Below are 2,194 nucleotides of genomic sequence, written 5' to 3'. Positions count from 1 at the left end.
TCCCCGGCGCGGGCGAGTTCGTCTATGCCACCGAGCCGGTGATGCGGGTGGAAGGCGCGAAGACGACACCCGAGAACGTCCATGCCGAGACCGACCGGGCCGACTTTCTGGTCTCCCTCGACCGGCTCGAGGCGCTGGCGCCGGCGGTCGAAAGCGTGTCGCTGGTAGTCTCGTGGTTCGGCAACGACCTGCGCGCCGGGGCGTGCGAGATCCGCCCCGGCGTCGAGACCAGCGCCAAGTCCACCACGCCGCAGGCCTGGCGGGTCAACGGCGTGGACCGGGCATCGGCGCATCTGGTCTCCACCGATGCCGAGGACCGGCCCGTCTATGGCGGCACGCCGAGCGACGCGGCCGTGGTGCAGACGATCCGCGAGCTCAAGGCGCGCGGCTATCGCGTCACCTTCTATCCCTTTCTGCTGATGGATGTGCCCGAGAGCAACAGCCTGCCGAACCCCTATTCCGACAACGCCACGATCCTAGGCCAGCCGGCCTATCCCTGGCGCGGGCGCATCACCTGCTCGCCGGCGGCGGGTTACGCTGACGCGGTCGACAAGACGGCGACTGCCGCGGCGCAGGTCTCGGCCTTTTTCGGAAAGGCGACGCCGGCGGACTTCGCGATCTCGGGCGAATCGGTCAGCTACACCGGCCCGTCCGGGGACTGGGGCTGGCGGCGGATGATCTTGCACTACGCCCATCTCTGCGCGATTGCCGGCGGCGTTGACGGCTTCCTGATCGGTTCCGAACTGCGCGGGCTGACCACCATCCGCGACAGCGCCAGCAGCTATCCGGCGGTGGCGCAGCTTCAGAGCCTTGCGGCCGACGTGCGCACGATCCTCGGGCCGTCTACGAAAATTAGCTATGCCGCCGACTGGTCGGAATACTTCGGCCACCAACCCGCCGATGGCTCGGGCGACGTGTTCTTCCATCTCGATCCGCTCTGGGCCGACGCGGAGATCGATTTCGTCGGCATTGACAACTACATGCCGATCTCCGACTGGCGCGACGGCTTCGAGCATCTGGACGCGCAGGCAGGCTGGCCCGCCATTTACGACCGCGCCTACCTGCAATCCAACGTGGAGGGCGGCGAGGGCTTCGACTGGTTCTACGCGAGCCAGGCGGATCGCGATGCTCAGAACCGGACGCCGATCACGGATGGGGACTACGGCGAGGACTGGATCTGGCGCTTCAAGGATCTGCGCTCCTGGTGGCGGGAGTCCCATCACGACCGGCCGGCCGGGATGCGCCTCGGCATCGCCACGCAGGGCGCGGAGCTGCTCGGCTGGAATCCCATCGGTTCGGGCGTCACGCTCGCGGCCGGCAGCGGCAGCCATCGGGGCTTCACGGCGCCGGCGCTGATCGCGAGCGGCGGGGCGACCTGGCACGGGGCGACGCCGGGCTTCTTCTCCTTCGCAGGCGGCGAGCGGGTCGCGATCTCGGCTTACGTCTCGGCCGGAAGCTCGGGCAAGGCCATGCTCGACTTCGCGGCCTCGGGCGCGGGCGACACGGGCGTGGTGGTGAACCTTGCCACAGGCGCGATCGAGAGCTGGTTCGAGGGCCCCAACCCCATGGTCTCGAAGGCGCTCGTCGATCTCGGCGGCGTCTGGCGCATCGACATGGTTGTGGACGTGACGGTCGCCGCGTCCAACTACCAGCTGCGCCTCGGGCCGCGTTCGGCCACGGCCGGCGAGGATGTGCTCGCCTTCGGCATCGAGGCGATCATCGAGGGCAAATCCAGCACCGCATGGGTGCCGGAGTCAAAGCCCATCCGCTTCACCGAGTTCGGCTGCCCTGCCGTCGACCGGGGCACGAACCAGCCGAACGTGTTCGTCGATCCGAAATCCTCGGAGAGCGCGCTGCCATACTTCTCGCGCGGCTGGCGGGACGATCCGATCCAGCGGGCCTACCTAGAGGCCACCGCGCTCTATTGGGCCGATCCCGCGAACAATCCCGTCTCGAGCGTCTACGGCGTGCCCATGGTGGAGGTGGCGGAATGCGCTGCCTGGACTTGGGACGCGCGCCCGCATCCCTTCTTCCCCGCGCTCACCGACGTCTGGTCGGACGGCGCAAACTGGCAACTCGGACACTGGCTCACCGGTCGCCTCGGCGCGGTCTCGCTCGCCGCGCTCGTGCGTCATCTCTGCCTGCGCGCCGGGCTGGCGGAGGAGCGGATCGACGTCTCCGGCCTCTGGGGCGC

1 protein-coding gene is annotated in these 2,194 nt (G+C 68.9%); it reads left to right on the top strand.

All coding sequences use genetic code 11. From position 1 onward, the window contains the following. The coding region (locus tag C4S70_RS19285) for a baseplate megatron protein TIM-barrel domain-containing protein (protein WP_235003898.1) at positions 1 to 2,194 on the top strand (2,194 nt) is incomplete at both ends.

It is taken from the genome of Jhaorihella thermophila (assembly GCF_900108275.1).
GTDB lineage: Bacteria > Pseudomonadota > Alphaproteobacteria > Rhodobacterales > Rhodobacteraceae > Jhaorihella > Jhaorihella thermophila.
This window is presented reverse-complemented; position numbering and strand designations above follow the sequence as displayed.